Genomic DNA, 20,833 nt, shown 5'->3' with positions numbered 1-20,833 from the left:
CCTCGACAACGCTCACCGTTCATCATCCTTGAGCAGTGGCTGGCTGGCACCCAGATAGGTTGGAACGCCGCGCAATACACCCTGGAATGCATCCAAAGGCTCGCCGATGGTCATGCCTGCGCTGCCGATGCGGTATTCGCGAATGGTCGATTCGTGGCTGCCGGTGCGTTTCTTGATAATTGAAATGGCCCGGCGAACCTTGCCTACCGCTTCGAAGTAGCGCAACAGAATCACCGTGTCAGCCAGATAAGTAATGTCGACCGGGGCCTGCATGTCCCCGACCAGCCCATGTTGGGCCACGGTCATGAACGTCGCGGCGCCTCGGCGATTGAGGTACAGCAGCAACTCGTGCATGTGCAGCACCAGCGCGTTTTCCTCGGGCATTGCGGCCTGATAGCCGTTGATGCTGTCGATCACCACCGTTTTGATGTTGCGCTCATCGACGCAACGACGAACCCGGTGCGAGAACTCGCCGGGGGACAGTTCGGCGGCGTCGACTTGCTCGATCAGCAGGTTGCCGGTGTCTTGCAGCGCCTGCAGGTCGATGCCCATGTTTTTCATGCGTTCGAACAGCAGTCCCAGCTCTTCATCGAAGATAAACAGCGCGGCTTTCTCACCCCGGGCGACGGCCGCGGCGGCGAAGATCATCGAGATCAGCGACTTGCCGGTACCGGCCGGGCCGAGAATCAGCGTGCTCGAACCGGTCTCGATGCCCCCGCCGAGCAGGGCGTCCATTTCCTTGATGCCGCTGGTCAACTGCTGGCGGATATAACCGCCGCGGTGTTCAGCGGCGACCAGACGAGGGAACACGTGCACACCGTCGCCCATGATGGTGAAGTCATGGAAACCGCCACGGTACTTTTGACCGCGGTACTTCACGACACGAATGCGCCGGCGTTCGGCGCCGTAGTTGGGCGTCAGTTCTTCCAGACGAACCACGCCGTGCGCCACGCTGTGCACGGTTTTATCGAGGGATTCGGTGGTCAGGTCATCGAGCAGCAGCACGGTTGCGTCGTAGCGCACGAAGTAGTGCTTGATCGCCAGAATCTGCCGGCGATATCGCAGGGAACTCTGGGCGAGCAAACGGATTTCGGAAAGGCTGTCGAGGACCACACGGGTCGGCTTGACCCGTTCGACCACTTCGAAAATCTGTTTGGTTGCTTCGCCCAGTTCAAGGTCCGAGGAGTAAAGCAGACTCTGCTGATGCTCGGCATTGAGCAGGCTTTCTGGCGGTGTCAGTTCGAAGATGTGGATGTTTTCATCCAGCTCCCAACCGTGGGACAACGCCCCTTGGCGCAGTTCGCGCTCGGTTTCTGAAAGCGTGATGTACAACGAGCGCTCGCCGGCACGGGCGCCGGCCAACAGAAAATGCAAAGCGACGGTGGTTTTGCCGGTTCCGGGTTCACCCTCCAGCAAGAACACATGGCCGCGGGACAATCCACCGGCCAGGATGTCATCCAGACCGTCGATGCCGGTGGCGGCTTTTGCACTGAACAACTCGTTAGATGTAGACAAAAAAAACCCTCTCATGACTAGGGGAAGCGAGGCAGCAGGCTTGAAGTGCCTGAATGGACTGCCTGATCACTCGACCTTTTGCCGTGGCGACGGTTCAACCTTTTTGCCGGTGTGATATCAGTGGCGTTATAAACCCTGCTGCAACGCCGGATCGTCTGGATTGAGTTGTTCCAGCTGCGCCAGAAGGATCTGCACGTTCTGCAATTGTCCGCTTTCTTTCCAGTAGTTGATGAGCAGCACACGCGCCTTGCGATCCGCCGGATGGCGCTGGACGATTTCCTGCAACTGTTTCTGCGCCGCTTCCAGCTCTTGCTCACCGTGCAACGTAGTCGCAAGGTCGTAGCGGTAATCCTTGTTGTTCGGCTCTATCTCGACCGCTTTGGACAGCCCAAGCAGGGCAAATTCACTTTGCCCGTGATGCAGCAACCAAAGCCCCAGGGCATGTTGCAGGTAGGCAGAGTCGGGTTGAGCCTTCAACTGTTTCGCCAGCAATTGCCGGGCTGCGTCGCTTTGGCCTTGTTTATCCAGCACTTCAATCTGCATCACCAACGCCGGCAGATTGCCCGGCTCCAGTTGCAGCGTGCGTTCCAGCGCCTGCTGCGCATCTTTCAGTTCGGCATTGTGCAAGTGCAGACGGGCCAGTTGGTATTGGGTTTCGGCGCTTTCCGGGAGACTTTTCAGGTCCCGTTCCCAGGCATCGATGGCTTGCTGCAACGGCCCGAAATACAAGCCCAGGTCATCCGGCGATAAACCCAGCAGCGCGTTGATCGCGGCAGACCGGACGCTTTGTTCGCTGTCGTCGAGTAATGGTCCGATCAGCAAACTGCGCTGCCCACTGGGCACCAGTCCGCCAATGCTTTTGATGGCTGCGATGCGCACGTCGGCCGACGGGTTTTGCAGGTCTGCATCCGCCAGTTTCAAGGCTTGCGGGCTCGGGTAGTTCGGCAGTTCGGCATGCAGCCAGACACGGCGCTTGGGCGACAGGTCAGGGCGACCCAGCTGCTGGTAGAGCACCCGTGCGGCCCCCGGTTGCCCGGCACGTGCCTGGGTCAACGCTTCGCTATAGCCGCGCTTGATGGCTTCCGGCACCACGGGCGTCGTGCTGCGCAGGAAAAACCAGGCAAGAGCGATGGCGAACAGGACACAGAGGCTGATGAGCAAGTAGCGGCGGGACTGGGGCATGCAGGAATCCGGGGGCTGGCAGCTTTTGCAAAGCTGTCAGCTTCGGTCAGGTGGGCGTGTGAGTCAAACCCTGACTCAGTCCGATGCTGGCGATTTTGCCTACAAGTCACGTCGACATTGAAACCCGTCGAAGCCCTGAAGCAGTGACTACGCTTGCTGGAGATGGCTCGAAGAGTGTTCCCATGCAACCGCTGCTCCAGTACTTCAAGGCGATGATCAACCCCGGGCTCAAAACCGACCCTGATCCCTGCTATGGCAACGGGCTCACATTGTCTTCTGAAAAAGCAAAAAAAAGCCCCGCGACCGAATGAGGCGCAGGGCTAAAAAGTTGGTTGGTTGCGGCCAACCAAAGGAGCTCTTTAAAAATTACTTGCTGGCGACCGTCTCTGGTTGCCAGCCACCGCCAAGGGCTTTGTAGATCGCGACAATGCCGCGATAAAGATCGGTTTCCGCCGAGGCCTGGGTATCTTCAGCCGCCAGACGCTCACGTTGGGCATCCAGCAGGACGAGGAAGTCCACGGTGCCTTCGCGGTAGCGGATTTGCGCCAGGTCTGCGGCGGCGCGGCTCGCTTCGCTTTGACGGATCAGCGAGATCAGCCGTTGCTGACGTTTACCGTAGTCGCTGAATGCGTTTTCCGATTCTTCCAGCGCCAGCAGCACTTGCTGTTCGTAAGTCGCCAGCGCGCCTTCGGCATCGGCATCGGCGCCGCGCAGACGGGCTCGCACGCTACCCAGGTCGAACGCAGCCCACGTAATGCTCGGGCCGAGCGCCCAGGCATTGGCCGCCGCAGAACCGATCTGCGAACCACGGCCGGCGGTAAAACCAAGGAAGCCGCTGAGGCTGACCCGAGGGAACAGATCCGCCTTGGCCACGCCTATACGGGCGGTGGAGGAGGCCAGTTTGCGCTCGGCGCTGAGGATGTCCGGACGACGTTGCAGCAACTGCCCCGGGTCACCGATCGGCAATGCTTTGGCAATGGCCGGCAAGTCTTTTGGACTCAAGTCGACAGTCAGCTTGTCCGGACGCTCTCCCAGCAGGGTGGCGATACGGTTTTTCTGTCGAACCTGTTCGGCCTGTAACTGCGGCACGCTGGCTTCGACCGAGGCCAGGCGTGCATCGGCACGCTCGACGTCCAGTTGATCGCCGACGCCGGCATCACGCAGGCTTTCGGTGATCTTGCGCGACTCCTGCTGGTTGTTCAGGTTGGCCAGGGCAATCTTTTCGCGCAACTGTGCGCCGCGCAATTGGCCATAAGAATCCACCAGTTCGGCAATCATGGTGACTTGCAGTTGGTACAGATCGGCTTCGAGCGCCTGCTGTTCGGCATCGGCGGACTCGAGGTTGCGCTGGATACGCCCAAACAGGTCGATCTCCCACGCCATGTCCAGGCCGAGGTCGTAACGTTCGCTGTTGACCCGTTTGGTGGTCTGGCCCGGGATCTGACCCTTGCCCAAGTCACTGCTGGCGCGGCTGGTGATGGTGGGCATGGCGTCATTGCTGACGTCATCGCGAATCGCCCGGGCCGCTTTCCAGCGGGCGAAGGCCACGCGCAGATCACGGTTACCTTGCAGCGATTGAGTCACCAACTGGTTGAGGGTCGGGTCTTCGAACTGCTGCCACCAGATGCCTTCGAAACGCGAGCGGTCGAAGTTTTTCTGGCCGGCAGCGCCGTCAGTGGCAGTGGTGATGTTGGCCGGCTCTGTGGCGGGTGTCTTGTAGTCCGGGCCGACGGCACAGGCACTCAAGGCCAGTACCAGAAGGCTCGGCAGGAAGGCTTTAAGGCTCATTGTTGCGCCTCCAGTTTGAGGACCTTGGCCGCTTTGCGCTTTTCACCGCGCTCCACAAAGTTACGAATCAATACGTAGAACACGGGTGTCAGCAACAGACCGAAGAAGGTCACCCCGAGCATCCCGGAGAACACCGCCACACCCATGGCGTGACGCATTTCGGCACCGGCACCGCTGGAGAAGACCAGAGGCACAACACCCATGATGAACGCGAAGGAAGTCATCAGGATCGGACGCAGACGCAGACGGCATGCTTCCAGGACCGCAGCCAGCGGGCTGAGACCTTCGTCCTGCTGTTTATCCTTGGCAAACTCGACGATCAGAATCGCGTTCTTACACGCAAGTCCCACCAGTACGATCAAGCCGATCTGGGTGAAGATGTTGTTGTCGCCTCCCGAAGCAATCACACCGATGATGGCCGACAGCAGGGTCATCGGTACGATCAGGATCACCGCCAGTGGCAGGCTCCAGCTTTCGTATTGGGCCGCGAGCACCAGGAACGCCAGCAATACGCAGAGCGGGAACACGAACAGCGCGGTGTTGCCGGACAGAATCTGCTGGTAGGTCAGGTCGGTCCACTCGTAGGTCATGCCGTTTGGAAGTTCTTCCTTGAGCAGTTTCTCGATCGCTGCCTGAGCCTGGCCGGAGCTGTAGCCTGGGGCTGCCGCACCGTTGATTTCAGCGGTGATGAAGCCGTTGTAGTGCATCACGCGGTCCGGGCCCGAGGTGTCGCTGACCTTGATGAAGGTCGCCAGCGGGATCATCTCGCCTCTGTTGTTACGCACTTTCAGCTGACCGATCTGGTCCGGTTCGAGACGGAACTGCTGTTCAGCCTGGACGTTGACCTGATAGGTGCGACCGAAGCGGTTGAAGTCGTTGGCATACAGCGAACCCAGGTAGATCTGCAGGGTGTCGAAGATGTCGCTGACGGCCACGCCGTGGGTCTTGGCTTTTTCACGGTCGATGGCGGCATCGACCTGCGGCACGTTCACGGTGTAGCTGGTGAACAGCGCCGCCAGTTCCGGCACGTTGTGGCTCTTGGTGATGATGTTCATGGTTTCTTTGTACAGCTCGTCGTAGCCCAGGTTGCCCCGGTCTTCGATCTGCAGGCGGAAACCACCGATGGTGCCCAGGCCTTGTACCGGAGGCGGCGGGAAGATCGCCATGTAGGCTTCCTGGATCCCGGCGAACTGGCCGTTCAATGCACCGGCAATCGCACCGGCCGACATGCTCGGGTCTTTGCGCTCGTCGAACGGTTTCAGGGTCACGAACACGATGCCGGCATTCGGGCTGTTGGTGAAACCGTTGATCGACAGGCCCGGGAACGCTACCGCACTTTCCACGCCAGGCTGTTTCAGGGCCAGGTCGGACATGCGTTTGATCACGTCTTCGGTGCGGTCAAGGCTTGAAGCGTCCGGCAGTTGCGCGAAGGCCACCAGGTATTGCTTGTCCTGGCCGGGTACGAAGCCGGTCGGGGTGTGAGCGAAACCGAAGAAGGTCAGCACCATCAGGCCTGCGTACAACAGCAGGGCAATACCGCTGCTGCGGATAACCCGGGCTACGGTGCCGACATAACCATGGCTGGCGCGTTCGAAGAACCGGTTGAACGGACGGAAAAGCCAGCCGCCCAACAGTTTATCAAGCACTTTGGTAAAGCCATCTTTCGGCGCATGGTGGCTCTTGAGCAGCACGGCGGCCAGGGCAGGGGACAGTGTCAGCGAGTTGAACGCCGAGATCACGGTCGAGATGGCAATGGTCAGGGCAAACTGTTTGTAGAACTGGCCGGTGAGTCCGGAAATGAACGCCGCCGGGATAAATACCGCACACAGCACCAGCGCCGTCGCGATGATCGGCCCGGTCACCTCACGCATGGCTTTCTTGGTGGCTTCTACGGGCGTTTCTCCCAGCTCGATGTGCCTTTCCACGTTCTCCACCACCACGATGGCGTCGTCCACCACGATACCGATGGCCAATACCAGGCCAAACAGTGACAGGGCGTTCAGCGAGAATCCGAACAGGTGCATCACCGCAAACGTACCGATCAGCGAAACCGGCACCGCCACCAACGGAATGATCGAGGCACGCCAGGTTTGCAGGAACAGGATCACCACCAGAACCACGAGGATCAGCGCTTCGAAGAGGGTGTGGACCACCGCCTCGATGGAGCCGCGCACGAAGATCGTCGGGTCATAGACGATGCTGAAGTCCATGCCTTCCGGGAAGTTGTTCTTCAGTTCGGCCATCTTGTCGCGAACTTCGTTGGAGATCTCGATCGCGTTGGAGCCAGGGCGCTGGAAGATCGGGATCGCCACCGCAGGCTGGTTGTTCAGCAGCGAGCGCAATGCGTATTGGCTGGAGCCCAGCTCAACGCGAGCGATGTCTTTCAGGCGCGTGATTTCACCGTTGTCGCCGGAGCGAATGATGATGTTCTCGAACTCTTCTTCAGAAACCAGACGGCCCTGAGTGTTGACCGACAGCTGGAACGCAGTGGCATTCGGCGCAGGGGGCGCACCCAGTGCACCGGCAGCGACTTGACGGTTCTGTTCACGAATCGCGGTTACCACATCGGTGGCAGTCAGGTTGCGCGAAGCGGTCTTGTTCGGATCGAGCCAGACCCGCAGCGAGTAGTCGCCCATACCGAACAGTTGCACGTCACCGACACCGCCCAGGCGCGCCAGCTCATCCTTGATGTTGAGCAAGGCGTAGTTGGACAGGTAGAGCATGTCGTAGCGTTTGTCCGGCGAGGTCAAGTGCACAACCATGGTCAGGTCGGGCGACGCCTTGTCGACGGTGATACCGATGCGCGTCACTTCTTCTGGAAGTTTCGGCTCGGTCCGGGTCACGCGGTTTTGAACCTGCACCTGTGCATTGTCCAGGTCAGTGCCCAGTGCGAAGGTGATGGTCAGGGTAATCTTGCCGTCAGCGGTGGACTGCGAGGACATGTACAGCATGTTCTCGACACCGGTAATGGCTTGCTCCAAGGGAGCGGCCACGGTTTCACCGATGACTTTTGGGTTGGCGCCGGGGAAGTTCGCACGGACCACAACGGTCGGTGGCACGACTTCCGGGTATTCGCTGATCGGCAACTGGAACAGCGAGATGGCACCGGCGATCAGGATCAGCAGCGAAAGCACCGCTGCGAAGATCGGCCGTGAAATGAAGAATTGGGAAAAATTCATCGGAGTTGTCGTCCCTTAACCGCGTGGAGTCGCAGCAGCCAGTTTCACAACCGTACCCGGCGCGACCTTGGCAGGTGCGACTTGGGGCAGGTTGCTGGCTTCCAGCGCTTGTCGTTGTTGTGCGAGTGCCGCAAGGGTTTGTTCGCTGGCCATCGGGATCACTTCAGGGGTGACCGGCGAGCCAGGGCGAACCCGTTGCAGCCCCTTGACGATGACGGTGTCATCCTTGTTCAGGCCGCTGCGCACGATGCGCAAGCCTTCGATCTTCGGCCCCAGTTCGACGGAGCGATAGGCCGTCTTGTTGTCGGCATCCATCACCAGCACGAATTTCTTGCCCAGATCGGTTCCGACCGCTTCGTCGTTGATCAGCACGGCGGAGTAAGTGCCGCTGCCGACCAGTTTCAAACGGGCATACAAGCCTGGGGTGTACTGTCCGTCAGCATTATCAAAGACCGCGCGACCGCGGATGGTGCCGGTTTTCGGGTTGACCTGGTTGTCGACGAAGTTCATCACGCCCTGATGCGGGTTGCCGTCTTCGTTGGACAGGCCGAGGTAAACCGGAGTGGTTGCACCGCGTTTGCCCTGGCGAGCGAGCTGGGTGTATTTGAGAAACACACGTTCGTCGGCGTCGAAGTAGGCGTAGACCTTATCGGTGGAAACGACGCTGGTCAGCGCGGTGGTGTCGGCAGTCACCAGGTTGCCGGCGGTGATTTCCGCACGGCTGACGCGACCGCTGATAGGCGCGGTGACGCGGGTGAAGCTCAGGTTCAGTTTGGCCAGGTCCAGTTGAGCCTGGAGAGCGCCGACGGCGGCGCGGGCTTCTTGGGCTGCACTGGTGCGCGAATCGGCCAGTTCGGCGGAGATCGCGTTGCTGGTGCGCAAGCGTTCGCCACGCTGGGCTTCGTTTTCGCTGCGGGTGGCGTTGGCGCGGCCTTGGGCAACCAGTGCTTCGAGGCGGCGGACCTCGGCCTGGAATGGGCGTGGGTCAATCTGGAACAGCAGGTCACCTTTCTTGACCAGTGCGCCTTCGGTGAAGGCCACTTCATCAATCTGGCCGGATACCCGTGGACGAATTTCTACGGTTTCTGGCGCTTCAAGGCGCCCGGTGAATTCGTCCCACTCGTTGACCGGTTGTTCCAGGACCTTGGCGACGCTGACTTTCGCCGCAGGCATGGTAGCGGCAGACTCCGGAGCCTTGCCGCAGGCGCTCATCACCAGTACGGCCAACATGGCCAATGGGAAGCGCAAATGTTTGAGTGACTGTTCCATGGATGCATCCGCCAATGTATTGAGATGGGCGGATGATGAGCGGCGGGGTGGTATCGCACGAATCGAATGAAGCAAAGGTAACTATCATTCGGAATGATATAAGTCTGAAGCCAGCCCTCTAGCATGCGCCTTACATTGAACGGCGATCAATTGGATTGATGACAATTCTATGTTGCGCAGAATGCAAGGGATTGGCTTGAGACCGAGTCGTGGGCAAGCCCGCTCCCACAGGGAATTGTGGCGCTGATTAAATCCCTGTAGGAGCGAGGCTTGCCCGCGAAGAGGCCATCAGCCCCAACAAAAGATCAGGATCACGCCAGGCTATCCGGATCCCCGAAGAACATCTGGATCCTGGAGCGCAACCAACGTTCACCCGGGTCATTATCCTGCGACCCACGCCACGCCATGTGCAATTCAAAGCTGCGCACCGGCAAGGGCGGATCTTCAGCTCGCACCCCGCCAGCCGCCGTCAACGCCTCAGCGGTATAGTCAGGCACCGTCGCGACGATATCGGTCCCGCTGATGAGTGTGCTGAGCCCGTTGAACTGCGGCACCGCGAGCACCACATGACGTTTGCGCCCGAGCTTTTCCAGTTCTTCATCTATAAAGCCGCTCAGGTCACCGGCAAACGACACCAGCGCATGGGGGCGGGCGCAGAAGTCATCGAGGCTCAATGGCCCCGGCACCGTATCGGCGCGCAACAGCTTCGGCATGCTGCGGCGCAGCACTTTGCGCTTGGCGTTGGCCGGCAGGTCGGCGGTGTAGCTGACGCCGATGGAAATCTCCCCCGAGGCCAACAGGCTCGGCATCAGGATGTAGTTGGCCCGACGCACCACCAATACGATCCCCGGCGATTCCGCACGCAAACGCTTGAGCAGCATCGGCAGCAGCGCGAACTCGACATCGTCCGACAGGCCAATGCGGAACACCGCCGTACTGGTCGCCGGGTCGAATTCTGCCGCACGGCTGACTGCCGTGGAAATCGAATCCAGGGCAGGAGAGAGCAGGGCGAAGATTTCCACCGCGCGAGCGGAAGGCTCCATGCTGCGCCCGGTGCGCACGAATAACGGATCATCGAACAGCCCGCGCAGGCGTGAGAGCGCCGCACTGATGGCCGGCTGGCCGAGGAACAATTTCTCCGCAGCACGGGTCACACTGCGTTCGTGCATCAATGTTTCAAAAACGATCAACAGGTTCAGGTCGACACGACGCAGGTCATTACGATTCATCTGGAGTCCTGGCAGAGTCATCAAGCTTGACGAGAGCGGCCATATGAGAACAATGGCCGGCATGAATATTACGGGGAAAGGCTGCTACTCTGCACCGAATAATTCAGTTTCCCTGGAACGGATGCTCCGGATTTTTACGATAACCGTTGATCCAATGGATGCTGCGGAATCAATGACAGGCATGTCGACTATTAATAGCCACTGATAGTCTTGGGTAGAAAGCCCAGATAGAGTTCAGGGCATTAGAGGTTTCTTTGACGAGGTTTGCGATGTCCCGCACGATCCGTTTTCACAAGTTTGGTCCAGCCGAGGTGCTCAAATGCGAAGAGCATGCGGCCGCTCTCCCTGCGCCGGGCGAAGTGCAGGTGCGCGTCGAGGCGATTGGCATCAGCTGGTACGACATTCTCTGGCGCCAGAACCTGGCCTCATCCCATGCTCGTCTGCCTTCTGGCCTTGGCCATGAGATGTCCGGCGTCGTGACAGCAGTCGGCGAGGGCGTCGATGACCTGGCAGTCGGTGACAAGGTCGCCAGCTTCCCGGCTGAAAGCCCCAACGACTATCCGGTCTACGGCGAGCAGATCGTTCTGCCTCGCTCGGCATTGACCCGTTATCCGGACGTGCTCAGCCCGATTGAAGCGGCCGTGCATTACACGCCGCTGCTGATTGCCTACTTCGCTTATGTCGATCTGGCGCGTGTCAAACCTGGGCAATTTGCCTTGGTGACTGACGCGAGCCACTGTGCCGGTCCATCGTTTGTGCAACTGGGCAAGGCATTGGGCGTGCGGGTAATTGCCGCCACCAAGACCGCTGAAGAACGTGAATACCTGCTGTCACTGGGTGCCGAGAAAGTAATCGTCACCGAGGAAGAGGATCTGCTCATGCGGATCAACAAAATCACCGACAACCGCGGCGTGGATGTGGTGTTCGATGGCCTCGGCGGTCCGCAGATGTCACTGCTCGGCGATGTGCTCGCGCCTCGTGGCAGCCTGGTGCTGTACGGCCTGCAAGGTGGTAACCAGACGCCGTTCCCGGCCTGCGCAGCGTTCCAGAAGAACATTCAGTTCTTCGTTCACTGCATCGGCAACTTCACTGGCAAGCCGGAGCTGGGCATCATCCAGGATCAGGTCGCACTGCAACGTGCCTTGCGCGACATCAACCAGCTGACCGCAGACCGCGTGTTGCTGCCACTCAAGACTCGGGTCTTTCCGTTTTCCGAGTTTGTCGAGGCGCACCGCTACATGGATGAATGCCCGTGTCGCGAACGGGTTGCGCTCCAGGTCGATCCGGCGTAACACCACTGAAAAAAGTCCGTGCTTGCACGGACTTTTGCATTTCCCCCTCCGAAACTCCGAGACGTCCCCTCAACCTGCGACGAGTCAGTTCAGCAACTGAACTGGTTTTTGCTCTCAATCTGTATCTTCTAATCACCCTATAAGCCCCGATAATTGAATGATTACTTTCATCTCAAGGAATGAGCTATGGCTGGGTATTGGACAGATACTTTTCTTCGCGCTCCGGTAATACAAGCTCAACAAATAGCGTGTTATCGATCAATTGCCGAAAAATTAATTGCGACTTCTTTCTTTATTTCTCGTGCTACATGTCTGTGGGACGCTGTCGGACATTTCCTAGGATCCCTCGCGTGGTCACAGGACCCTTGTCCTGCGGGGCTTTCCTGCAATCATGCGCGGGCGGGGTCACAAGTAAGCTCGATTCATTTCAAATAATTACTCAAAACTAAGTGTTAGGATTTCATATCAATCGAAACACTTTAATCATGTCAGTCAGCCGTTTGCGCAATGCACACAGTTGTTTGCGTGACATCGAACCTATGCGTAACAGGTAAACAATGATGACCCATACCCATGAACAGGCAATGAACTATGTTTATCAGCAAGTATTGCAGCGATTGCTGAGTTTTTTTTCACGCGCCGAGCGCACGGCACTGCAGCTGATGATTCAGCGCCTGGTGGTCTCTGCGGGTGGCATGGAGCGGATCGGCGAATACAAGGTCTTGTCGATCCAGTCCGGAACCCGCGACTGTTGCTACACGCTGGCATTGCTGCGCGCCGCACAATTGAGCATCGCTGGCCGGGCGCCTGCGACGTTCCAGCTGCGAGTCGCGACCTTGCGCACGAATGGCGCAAGCCCGATGGCCCTTGAAAACATCCACCACAGTTGCAGTGCGCTGTTTCTCTACGACGATCCTCGGGTCGAAGTGGTGATGGTCGATAACCGGGAAGTCCTGCCATTCAGCCATCTGGCGCCGGTCTCCGATGCAGGTCGCGAGTCAAATCGTCTCAATCTGTTGATGGTGGGTCACCGGCGAACCTGGAACGGACCGCTTGACCTGTGGGATGACGGGTACCTGGCGGCGGGCGAGTTTTATGGGCAAATCTGCCGTTGGGACCGAGGCGTCGATGCGTTGGTCAGCAGCGATACACCTCGTCAGCAAAAGCAGTTCATGCATGGGTTGACCCGTGCGGCGCAAAAGGCTGGCCTCAATGCATCGAATGACCCTGAATCCGGTTATGAGGAGCTGTTCGCGCGACTGGATGAACTGGGCAGCGATTGCTACCGCGAGTTTTATTCTGAGCATGGGCAGGCTGAGTGGCGGCCGGCCGAATCATTTGAAGCGTGTCGGCGCACAACCTTCATCGATATTCACGACATGCTGGTCAGCAATCTGGAAGATCGCTGGCCGCTACTCACCGATTTCCTCGGGTTTCAGCCTGACGAACTGGCGGCCCAGCTTAGTGATAACGAGTTTGTCAGCCTGACGATTTCTGCGCACGTTCGGGGGCTGGAGGCGTGTTTTGTTCATGGCCGCACCTATGAAGCAGGCGTCGCCGATTACGTACAGCGGGCCTTGGTCATGATGCGTCGCAAACAGCTTCCCGAGCGCTATTGCGAGCAGGTAATGGAAACGTTCGTTAACCCGACGACAATGTCCGACCAGCGTGCATTGGCAGCGGCGCAGGCCCAGAAAAGCCTGGGCTTGAGTGAGGCTCAACTGGTGTGCTTGCTGTTCGCGCCCTTCGTCGATAACGGCGCCTCGCTTGAGCGTTTTCTACGCCAATGCCATCCCGGTATGCTCGTGGCGTTGCCTGATCTGCACCGGGCGATGCAGGGCAAGTCGGCTCCCGAGCAGGTGCTGCAATGGATGGTCGACGTCAGCGGGTTGACCGTCAAGTTGATCGGCACGCTTTACCGGATGGAACCGGTTGCGAGGGGCGAAGGGCCGGGCCCGGCAGTCGGTAATGCGGATGAGCCTGCGCTGGACCTCGACGCGGGCAACGCCGCAAATGGCGAACGGTCAACGGGTCGTTGAAAATGCTCGGGGTTACCGCGCTCATCCACCCACCCCACGCGGCGCGTGGCGTGCTCGGTCATCACCCATGAAAGGACCCCGCGAAACCGACTTTGCCTATCAGGCGGTGTACCGTTACCTGACTAACCTCATCAACGAGCCCGTCAGCGACACGCGGGTCCGCCTCCCTTCATTAAGGCAATTGGCGGACCGTTTGAGCGTATCGATTTCGACGATTCAGTACGCCTATTCGCTGCTGGAAAAGGAAGGGCGGGTGTATTCGGTCGCCAAATCCGGCTATTACGCGCTGCCGGTGTCGTCCATTCACCCGCTCAGCAGCGGCAATGACCTGCTCGAGACGGTTTATGTGAACGCCAGGCGACCGGGGATGCTGGTGTTGAGCGCGGATGAACCGGCGTTGTTGCAGCCCTTGGACAGCCCGTTGTTGCTGCTTGAAAGAGAACTGCTGCGTCAATATCCGCGTCAGCCGCAACCGACTTCACAACCTTGTGGTGAACTGGAACTGCGCGCCGCACTGGCCGCACGCTATACCTCGTCTCCGGCACGTTGCTGGCACGCCGATAATGTCTACATTGGCGCCGATTTGCGTGGTGTCCTGGAAATACTGATCGCTGTACTGTGTCTCAAAGATGCCATGGTAGTCGTCGAATCGCCCTGCGACTGGATGATCCTGCGCTTGCTCCAGGACGCTGACGTCCAGGTCATCGAGTTGCCCCTGCAAGCCCATGGTGGCCTGGACCTTGAGCAGCTCAAGCAACTGCTGGAGACCAAGCCGGTGCGGCTGGTCTTGCTTTCTTCCGGCCTCAACATGCCGCGCGGCAGCGTGGCTTCCCACAGCAACAGGCAGTCAACCGCTGAACTGCTGGAGCGTCATGGCAGTTGGGTGTTGGAGAACGACTGCTATGGCGAGCTCGCATTCGAGCCCGACGGCCTGCGGTTTCGCGATCTGCTGAACCCGGACCGGCTGATCGTTTTCTCCACCTTCGAAAAATCCATCGGGCCGGAAGCGCCTTATGGTTATCTGCTCTCGCGGCAATTGAGCGTCGAACTGCAGCGGCATTTCCTGTTACGTTCATTCCGGTTGTCACCGATTCGCCAGAAAGCCATCGCACGGCTTTACAGCAATGGACGAATCGATCAGCACTTGTTGGTATTGCGCCGGCTGCTCAAGGACCGCAAGGTGCACATGACCCAACTGTTACAGGAGCGTCTGGGGGATGCCTTGCACTTTGTCGAACCCTTGGGCGGTGCGACGATTTGGGTGCAATCGCTGCGTCAGGTCGATGTGCGTCGGGTGTTCCAGCGCCTGCTCAGGCACCAGGTGGTGATTGCGCCAGGGGAGCTGTTCAGCCTCCAAGGGTTGCACGCGCAACACTTGCGCCTGAGCCATACCTTCGGCGGCGACCACGACCTCGCGGCGGCCATGGGTTTGCTGGGCGATGCCTTGCGCCTGGAATCGATCGATTGAGCAGGGGTGGGCTTTGGCGATTGATAACATTTCCCTCGGGATCGATAACGTCGCGCTGCGGTCAAACTGCCAGTAAACTGCGCTCCTACTCCTGAACCACTCTATTCCAGAGGTTTTGCATGACACTCAGTCCTTTTGCGGGCAAACCGGCACCGGCAGAATTGTTGGTCGACATCCCGCGACTGGTAACGGCCTATTACACCGGCCAGCCTGATGCCGCCATCTCTACCCAACGCGTAGCCTTCGGCACGTCCGGACACCGAGGCAGCTCGTTCGATCTGAGTTTCAACGAATGGCACGTTCTGGCGATCAGTCAGGCGATCTGCCTGTACCGCGAAGCCCAGGGTATCGATGGTCCGCTGTTTGTCGGCATCGACACCCACGCACTGTCCACCCCGGCCGGCGCCAGCGCCCTGGAAGTGCTGGCCGCGAACGGCGTGACCGTGATGATCGCCGAGGGTGACGAATACACGCCGACCCCGGCGATTTCCCACGCGATTCTTTGCTACAACCGCGGCCGTACCTCGGGCCTGGCGGACGGTATCGTCATCACGCCATCGCACAATCCGCCGCAAAGCGGTGGCTACAAATACAACCCCACCAACGGTGGACCGGCCGATACCCACATCACCAAGTGGATCGAAGCGAAGGCCAACGAGCTGCTGGGCAACAAGCTGGCCGGGGTCAAACGCATCAGCTACGAGCAGGCATTGAAGGCCGGCACGACCCATCGTCACGATTACCTCAACACCTACGTCGCCGACCTGATCAACGTGATCGACTTCGATGCCATCCGTGATGCCAAGCTGCGTCTGGGTGTTGATCCGCTGGGCGGAGCAGGGGTGCGCTACTGGTCGGCGATTGCCGAGCACTACCGTCTGGACCTGGAAGTGGTGAACAAACAGGTCGACCCGACGTTCCGCTTCATGACAGTCGACTGGGACGGGCAAATCCGGATGGACCCCTCGTCGAGCCATGCCATGCAAGGCCTGATCGGTCTGAAAGAGCGCTTTGACGTAGCGTTTGCTTGCGACCCGGATCACGATCGCCATGGCATCGTGACCCCGTCCGGTGGTCTGCTGGCACCGAACAGCTACCTCGCCGTTTCCATCGATTACCTGTTCCAGAACCGTCCACAGTGGCGCGCCGATGCTGCCGTGGGCAAAACCGTGGTCAGCAGCGGCTTGATCGATCGTGTGGCCAAGCGCCTGGGCCGTCGCCTGTACGAAGTGCCAGTCGGATTCAAATGGTTTGCTGACGGTCTGTTCGACGGTTCGCTGGGCTTTGGCGGCGAAGAAAGCGCGGGGGCCTCGTTCCTGCGCAAGGACGGCGGCGTCTGGAGCACCGACAAGGACGGCTTGATTCCGGCATTGCTGGCGGCAGAAATGACCGCTCGTACCGGTCGCGACCCGAGCCAGGCCTACCGTGCGTTGACTGACGAGCTCGGCGAACCGTTCTCGGTGCGCGTCGACGCCAAGGCCAACCCTGAACAGAAGGCCTTGTTGAGCAAGCTGTCACCGGATCAGGTCACCTCGACCCAACTGGCGGGCGAAGCGATCCAGAGCATCCTCAGCCACGCGCCGGGTAACGACCAGGCCATTGGCGGTTTGAAAGTCATGACCGAGAACGGCTGGTTCGCGGCACGGCCTTCGGGGACTGAAGATATTTACAAGATCTACGCTGAGAGCTTCGTCAGTGACGAGCACCTCAAGCAGTTGGTTGCAGAAGCTCAGACCCTGGTGGATGGCGCTATTTCTGCGAAGTGATTGAGCGACCCTTCGCGGGCATGCCTCGCTCCTGCAAGGGCGGAGTCGATCACATGATTGTGAGCGATATCTATCCTGTAGGAGCGAGGCTTGCCCGCGAAGACGCCAGCACGGCCACTCAGGATTCAGATGTAAAAAAGGGGCGACCATCAACGGTCGCCCCTTTTTTTGCCCTGCATTTACCCGATCAAGCCAGATCCACCAACACGATCTCACTGTCCTCAATCGCAGTTACCCGCAACACCTGCTCATCCGCCACAGCAACACCGTCTCGAGCTTGTGCACGCAAGCCATTGACTTCAATGACCCCGGTAGCCGGAACCAGATAAGCGCGACGGCCACTGTCCAGGCGATACTCGGCGGATTCACCGGCTTTCAGATTGGCGGCCACCAGCCGTGCATCGGCACGGATTCGCAGGCTTTGATCGTCACCCGCCTTACCGCTGGCCAACGTCACGAAGCCTTCACGCTGGCCTTTCGGGAATGGCTTGGCGCCCCATGAGGGGGCCAGGCCTGATTCGTTCGGGATGATCCAGATCTGAAAGATCCTGGTTTCGTTCGCTTCCAGGTTGTATTCACTGTGAGCGATCCCGGTGCCGGCGCTCATGACCTGAACGTCGCCCGCTTCGGTGCGGCCCTTGTTGCCGAGGTTGTCTTCGTGGGTAATTGCACCTTCACGAACATAGGTAATGATTTCCATGTCCCGGTGCGGGTGTTTAGGGAACCCAGTGCCGGAGGCAATCACGTCGTCGTTCCATACCCGCAGGTTGCCCCAGTTCATGCGTTTCGGGTCGTGGTACTCGGCGAACGAAAAGTGGTGGTGGGCATCCAACCAGCCATGGTGGGCGCCGCCCAGGGAGCTGAAAGGTCTGAGTTCAAGCATGATCGTCTCCTGAAAAAGGTTCGTCATGGGGCAGAGCGCCTGAGCCACGAAACGAGAACCGGTGGTTGATGGCGGGCATCATCTATCAGGCACCAATCGATAAAAAGCGTAAAAAATGCCTCATCATGATCGGATAAGTTGATATCAAATAACCTCGAAACGTTCTCATCCAGCCTTCACTTCATCGTATAAGCCAATGACCTGTAAGCATTTCACTAGAACTCAACGGCAAATACGGACACCATAGCCCTCGTCAGCCTCACACCCTGGAGTCAGCCCGCGTGCCGCAACACACCCCGATCTTCCTCCCGAACTTCGTCCCCTGGCCGAGATGCCACTGCTCAAGCGCCTCGCCGCCCGGTTCTTTGGCCATGGCTTGACCCGTCTGCGCGCGCAACACCGTGCCTCGTGGTTGCACGGGCAAGCCGATGGGTTTCGCAGTGGTCACAGCGCCGGGGTCGATTACGGCTATAAGGAAGGCAAAGCCGAGGGGTTGGAAGAAGGCCGGCAGGTTCTGCTGATCCGCGATTCGCGCTCCACCGAGCACCGGCCACCTAATGTCGATCACAACTTGTTCGACGATTGGCGCCTGCCACTCGGCACTGACCTGAAGAAGCGCATGAAGGCCGATGTCGCCCGACTGCTGCCACCTCACGCTCAGCCCAGCGCCGCCCAGTGGAAAATGATTTTCAGCGACACGCCTTCGACGTCGGTGATTGCCGGGGCGGGTGCAGGCAAGTCGACGACACTGGTCCTGCGTATCCTGCTGCTGACCCATTACCTGGGCTTCGAGCTGAGCTCGATGACCGTGGTGACCTTCACCCGTGAGTCGCGCAAGGACTTCATTAATAAGCTGATCGAATTGTTTGGTGTGTGGGGTCGGGCACTGAGCCTCAAGGAGGCGCGCGACCTGGTGCGCACCTTCCACTCGCGAATCCTGCCGATGGTGCGCAGCCTGCCGGGCTTCGAGCGCCTGCAAGCATTCGAAAACCTCAGCAATCGCGCGCAAAACGGCGATGAGGAGGTCGACAGCAATCCCTTCGACCTGCGCATCAATGACGCGCAGCGTCAGCAACTCAATGCCTGTTTTCACAGCCTGCACACTCGCGATGAGCGTTTTCGCGAACTGATCAAGCCATTGTCCCGTCATGCCTTGCAGCTCAAGGAGCTTGAGCGCGATCACCCCGACGTGCAGAAGCGCGTGGCGGTGACCGAGTTGGCGGCCAAACGTGACGAGGAGCTCTGCGACACGATTGAAGACCTGTGGTTTCGTGCCGGCGCCTGGCCAGCCAAAGGCATCGAGCCCAATCGGCAGGCTTTCGATATCAATGGTGCGACTTTCCATTGTCACGGCTACATCCCCACGCTGGACGCCTGGGTGGTACTCGGTTTTGACCCACGGGAAAATCCGCAGGTCTGCCGCCCGAATGCCAAGTTGACTGTCCGCGCGGAATGGGCGGTTAAGCGCACCCTGTTTCAAGCTTTCTGTCGTAAACCATTGATATGGCTGGATAGTTACGAATCATCAAAGCGCGTGCTGGCTTCCCTGGCAGGGGATGCCAGTGCCGGTCCGGGTTTCGATTACAAGGTCAAGGGTGAGCTGGGATCAGCCCCCTTGCTGGATTGTTTTGTGGCCGCCGCCGGGTTTATCGAAAACCTCGGCCTGGATGTTCCGAGTGCCGTAGGCCAGATGAGTTTCGCCAAGGATGACCCGGACCGGTATTTCTTCGAGGCTCTGAGCCTGTTCTGGCGCGCCCTGGAAGATCATTTGCTTGATCAAAAACCACCGGTGATGACCTACAACCGGATGTTTGCCTTGTTTAGCGAGCATTCCCCGGAAAACCTGAAGCTGCTGAGCGATGAGCTGCTAAGGCCCTTGTCACACCTGATGATCGACGAATTCCAGGACGTATCGCCGCAAATTGTCTCGTGGATCCGTGCCAGTCTGGCCGAGATCCGCAGTCGCGGCCCGGCGATGCATGTGGGGCGAGGCGCGCAACGTTCGTCCTTGCTCTGCGTCGGCGATGACTGGCAGTCCATTTATGGCTGGCGCGGCAGTTCTCCAGCGTATTTCATGGAGTTCAACAAGGAATTCCCGTCACCGAGCACGACCAAAGTGATGCTCAGCGACAATTTCCGCAGTCATCAGCACATCATTGATGCGGCCGAGCATATCGTCCGCGCTGCGCCGTCGATCGCCGGAAAGAAGGCCAAGGCCAGCGGTGAACCCAAGGCGCTGTTGCCGGTGAACGTCATGGATCGGGATGATCAAGGCATGGCTCAACGCCTGATCCAGCATTACCGACAAGGTGATTCAATCTTGATGCTTTATCGAAAAAGCAGCGATAAGTTATTGATTGAACAACACATTCAATCTGTAGTTAATGTGGATTCTAACTTGCCGTATGAAGCGCGGCGCATCAAACAGCTGACGTATCACAGCGCCAAGGGCTTGCAGGCTGACGCGGTGTTTTTGCTGGGTGATTGTCAGCATCTGACCAGTTCTCCCTACAAGAATCAGGTCTATCGCATGGCGGGCCTTGGCAAGACGGGCGACAACGAGCCATACGACAACGCACAGAAAGACGAAATCCTGCGACTGGCTTACGTCGGCATCACTCGGGCGGTGAGTCATTGCTACTGGTATGTCGACGGGCAGGATACTCAGGCGGCGAACATGCCCAAGGCATCTGACCGGATTGGCAAGGACAAGCCATTCTTTGCTGATCATCGCCAGGGTCAGAAACTGGCCTGAACCCGAGCCCCACAAAAAAGCCCACATGATGTGGGCTTTTTGTTGGGCGTTTGGCCTTCAGGCATAACTCTTGAAGGCCTGGGGAAGTATGAAAGACTCTAACTCGTCTTCCACGGCTTCGATTATTCGTTCTACGTCCGCGGCATTCATCACGGTTGCGCATGGAATGCCTGCAATGGCGATCATGGTCTCGCCACTGGCGCGGTCAAACAGGCGGGCAATCATGCTGCCCGGCGCGTCCATGCTCGCCTCAAATCCCATGGGATGGAAATGCCAGCGCATCAGCTGACAGGCGTTTGGAAACGTGACTTTGCTGAAAGACCCTTTATTCATGTGTTGCCCGCCTTCTTCATCGAGCGCTTCCTTTAGCTCATGTTAGGAGGGAAGAGCCTTCAATGGCTCAACCGGTGACTGCCTTTAAAAGTAGCACCCGGATGTGAAAACCATGTGATTTTTTTCAGTCCGTTT

The 20,833-nt window shown here is 58.8% G+C and carries 13 protein-coding genes and 1 pseudogene; 6 read left to right on the top strand and 8 right to left on the bottom strand.

The genetic code is table 11. The features are described from left to right. Positions 1–12: 12 nt before the first annotated feature. Complete coding sequence (locus HP062_RS05625) at positions 13–1,515, bottom strand: ATPase domain-containing protein (protein WP_010460440.1); 1,503 nt, start codon at positions 1,513–1,515, stop codon at positions 13–15. Between the two features lie 126 nt (positions 1,516–1,641). Continuing rightward, positions 1,642–2,697 (bottom strand): tetratricopeptide repeat protein, encoded by a 1,056-nt coding sequence (locus tag HP062_RS05620; RefSeq protein WP_010460438.1) that lies wholly within the window; start codon positions 2,695–2,697, stop codon positions 1,642–1,644. A 182-nt stretch (positions 2,698–2,879) separates the two neighbouring features. Here HP062_RS05620 and HP062_RS30960 point away from each other — a divergent pair, with 182 nt between their 5' ends. Next, positions 2,880–3,008, top strand: coding sequence for a hypothetical protein (locus HP062_RS30960; RefSeq protein WP_256577972.1), 129 nt, complete (start codon positions 2,880–2,882; stop codon positions 3,006–3,008). 55 nt (positions 3,009–3,063) lie between these two features. On the opposite strand, the gene HP062_RS05615 is transcribed toward HP062_RS30960, so the two are convergent. From HP062_RS05615 to HP062_RS05600, 4 genes are all read right to left on the bottom strand, one after another. After that, the gene (locus HP062_RS05615) at positions 3,064–4,485 is read right to left on the bottom strand and encodes an efflux transporter outer membrane subunit (protein WP_010460436.1); all 1,422 of its coding nucleotides are present in this window, start codon (positions 4,483–4,485) and stop codon (positions 3,064–3,066) included. Next, positions 4,482–7,664, bottom strand: a complete 3,183-nt coding sequence (locus HP062_RS05610) for an efflux RND transporter permease subunit (protein ID WP_172791032.1) — start codon at positions 7,662–7,664, stop codon at positions 4,482–4,484. The genes HP062_RS05615 and HP062_RS05610 overlap by 4 nt, the downstream gene beginning before the upstream one ends. A gap of 15 nt (positions 7,665–7,679) precedes the next feature. Continuing rightward, a complete protein-coding gene (gene mexE / locus HP062_RS05605; RefSeq protein WP_010460432.1) occupies positions 7,680–8,933 on the bottom strand; it encodes a multidrug efflux RND transporter periplasmic adaptor subunit MexE in 1,254 nt (417 codons plus the stop codon). Positions 8,934–9,244: 311 nt separating this feature from the next. Next, the gene (locus HP062_RS05600) at positions 9,245–10,162 is read right to left on the bottom strand and encodes a LysR family transcriptional regulator (RefSeq protein ID WP_008156370.1); all 918 of its coding nucleotides are present in this window, start codon (positions 10,160–10,162) and stop codon (positions 9,245–9,247) included. Positions 10,163–10,431: 269 nt separating this feature from the next. Here HP062_RS05600 and HP062_RS05595 point away from each other — a divergent pair, with 269 nt between their 5' ends. From HP062_RS05595 to pgm, 4 genes are all read left to right on the top strand, one after another. Next, positions 10,432–11,454 (top strand): zinc-dependent alcohol dehydrogenase family protein, encoded by a 1,023-nt coding sequence (locus tag HP062_RS05595; RefSeq protein ID WP_010460426.1) that lies wholly within the window; start codon positions 10,432–10,434, stop codon positions 11,452–11,454. A 560-nt stretch (positions 11,455–12,014) separates the two neighbouring features. Next, positions 12,015–13,493 (top strand): hypothetical protein, encoded by a 1,479-nt coding sequence (locus HP062_RS05590; RefSeq protein ID WP_172791031.1) that lies wholly within the window; start codon positions 12,015–12,017, stop codon positions 13,491–13,493. Between the two features lie 67 nt (positions 13,494–13,560). After that, entirely contained in the window at positions 13,561–14,961 is a 1,401-nt protein-coding gene (locus tag HP062_RS05585) for a PLP-dependent aminotransferase family protein (protein ID WP_172791030.1), read from the top strand. Between the two features lie 119 nt (positions 14,962–15,080). Then, positions 15,081–16,727 carry a phosphoglucomutase (alpha-D-glucose-1,6-bisphosphate-dependent) gene (gene pgm / locus HP062_RS05580; RefSeq protein ID WP_083376719.1) on the top strand — a complete coding sequence of 549 codons (1,647 nt, stop codon included), beginning with the start codon at positions 15,081–15,083 and terminating at the stop codon, positions 16,725–16,727. Between the two features lie 187 nt (positions 16,728–16,914). Here the strand turns inward: pgm and HP062_RS05575 are convergent, their stop codons facing one another. Next, complete coding sequence (locus HP062_RS05575; RefSeq protein ID WP_077747847.1) at positions 16,915–17,610, bottom strand: pirin family protein; 696 nt, start codon at positions 17,608–17,610, stop codon at positions 16,915–16,917. Positions 17,611–17,891: 281 nt separating this feature from the next. On the opposite strand from HP062_RS05575, the pseudogene HP062_RS05570 reads away from it, so the two are divergent. Further along, positions 17,892–20,365 (top strand): annotated as a pseudogene (locus tag HP062_RS05570) (UvrD-helicase domain-containing protein). A gap of 57 nt (positions 20,366–20,422) precedes the next feature. Here the strand turns inward: HP062_RS05570 and HP062_RS05565 are convergent. Further along, entirely contained in the window at positions 20,423–20,698 is a 276-nt protein-coding gene (locus HP062_RS05565) for a DUF1652 domain-containing protein (protein WP_172791028.1), read from the bottom strand. Positions 20,699–20,833 lie beyond the last annotated feature (135 nt).

Source organism: Pseudomonas sp. B14-6 (genome assembly GCF_013260315.1).
In the GTDB taxonomy this organism is placed as follows: Bacteria; Pseudomonadota; Gammaproteobacteria; order Pseudomonadales; family Pseudomonadaceae; genus Aquipseudomonas; species Aquipseudomonas mandelii.
Note: the sequence above shows the minus strand (reverse complement) of the source record. Positions and strands in the feature narration are given on the sequence as shown.

Coding starts and splice junctions, on each gene's coding strand:
- HP062_RS05615 (WP_010460436.1), bottom strand. CDS start 4,485: ATGAGCCTTAAAGCCTTCCTGCCGAGCCTTCTGGTACTGGCCTTGAGT.
- HP062_RS05575 (WP_077747847.1), bottom strand. CDS start 17,610: ATGCTTGAACTCAGACCTTTCAGCTCCCTGGGCGGCGCCCACCATGGC.
- HP062_RS05590 (WP_172791031.1), top strand. CDS start 12,015: ATGACCCATACCCATGAACAGGCAATGAACTATGTTTATCAGCAAGTA.
- HP062_RS05610 (WP_172791032.1), bottom strand. CDS start 7,664: ATGAATTTTTCCCAATTCTTCATTTCACGGCCGATCTTCGCAGCGGTG.
- HP062_RS05565 (WP_172791028.1), bottom strand. CDS start 20,698: ATGAATAAAGGGTCTTTCAGCAAAGTCACGTTTCCAAACGCCTGTCAG.
- mexE (WP_010460432.1), bottom strand. CDS start 8,933: ATGGAACAGTCACTCAAACATTTGCGCTTCCCATTGGCCATGTTGGCC.
- HP062_RS30960 (WP_256577972.1), top strand. CDS start 2,880: ATGCAACCGCTGCTCCAGTACTTCAAGGCGATGATCAACCCCGGGCTC.
- HP062_RS05585 (WP_172791030.1), top strand. CDS start 13,561: ATGAAAGGACCCCGCGAAACCGACTTTGCCTATCAGGCGGTGTACCGT.
- HP062_RS05620 (WP_010460438.1), bottom strand. CDS start 2,697: ATGCCCCAGTCCCGCCGCTACTTGCTCATCAGCCTCTGTGTCCTGTTC.
- pgm (WP_083376719.1), top strand. CDS start 15,081: ATGACACTCAGTCCTTTTGCGGGCAAACCGGCACCGGCAGAATTGTTG.
- HP062_RS05595 (WP_010460426.1), top strand. CDS start 10,432: ATGTCCCGCACGATCCGTTTTCACAAGTTTGGTCCAGCCGAGGTGCTC.
- HP062_RS05600 (WP_008156370.1), bottom strand. CDS start 10,162: ATGAATCGTAATGACCTGCGTCGTGTCGACCTGAACCTGTTGATCGTT.